Below are 646 nucleotides of genomic sequence, written 5' to 3'. Positions count from 1 at the left end.
CATGACTGGGGTGAAGTCGTAACAAGGTAGCCGTAGGGGAACCTGCGGCTGGATCACCTCCTTAATCGACGACATCAGCTGCTCCATAAGTTCCCACACGAATTGCTTGATTCATTGAAGAAGACGATAGAAGCAGCTTTAAGCTCCAAGCTGATAGCTCCAAGCTAACAGTTACGCGCTCGAAATTGGGTCTGTAGCTCAGTTGGTTAGAGCGCACCCCTGATAAGGGTGAGGTCGGCAGTTCGAATCTGCCCAGACCCACCAATTTTGTTATGGGGCCATAGCTCAGCTGGGAGAGCGCCTGCCTTGCACGCAGGAGGTCAACGGTTCGATCCCGTTTGGCTCCACCATATAACTGCTTCTGAAAGCTTAGAAATGAGTATTCCATTGAGAATATTGATTTCTAGTCTTTTGATTAGATCGTTCTTTAAAAATTTGGGTATGTGATAGAAAGATAGACTGAACGTTACTTTCACTGGTAACGGATCAGGCTAAGGTAAAATTTGTGAGTTCTCTTAATTGAGAAATTCGAATTTTCGGCGAATGTCGTCTTCACAGTATAACCAGATTGCTTGGGGTTATATGGTCAAGTGAAGAAGCGCATACGGTGGATGCCTTGGCAGTCAGAGGCGATGAAAGACGTGGT

The 646-nt window shown here is 46.3% G+C and carries 2 tRNA genes and 1 rRNA gene; all 3 read left to right on the top strand.

The annotated features are described in order from the left end of the window. Positions 1-64: ribosomal RNA gene (locus AK821_RS29225) — 16S ribosomal RNA — on the top strand; the annotation flags it as partial. A 123-nt stretch (positions 65-187) separates the two neighbouring features. Further along, positions 188-264 (top strand) — tRNA-Ile (locus AK821_RS29220). Between the two features lie 10 nt (positions 265-274). Then, positions 275-350, top strand: a tRNA-Ala gene (locus AK821_RS29215). The last annotated feature ends 296 nt before the right edge of the window (positions 351-646 follow it).

The organism is Pseudomonas sp. RIT-PI-r (genome assembly GCF_001297015.1).
GTDB lineage: Bacteria > Pseudomonadota > Gammaproteobacteria > Pseudomonadales > Pseudomonadaceae > Aquipseudomonas.
Note: the sequence above shows the minus strand (reverse complement) of the source record. Positions and strands in the feature narration are given on the sequence as shown.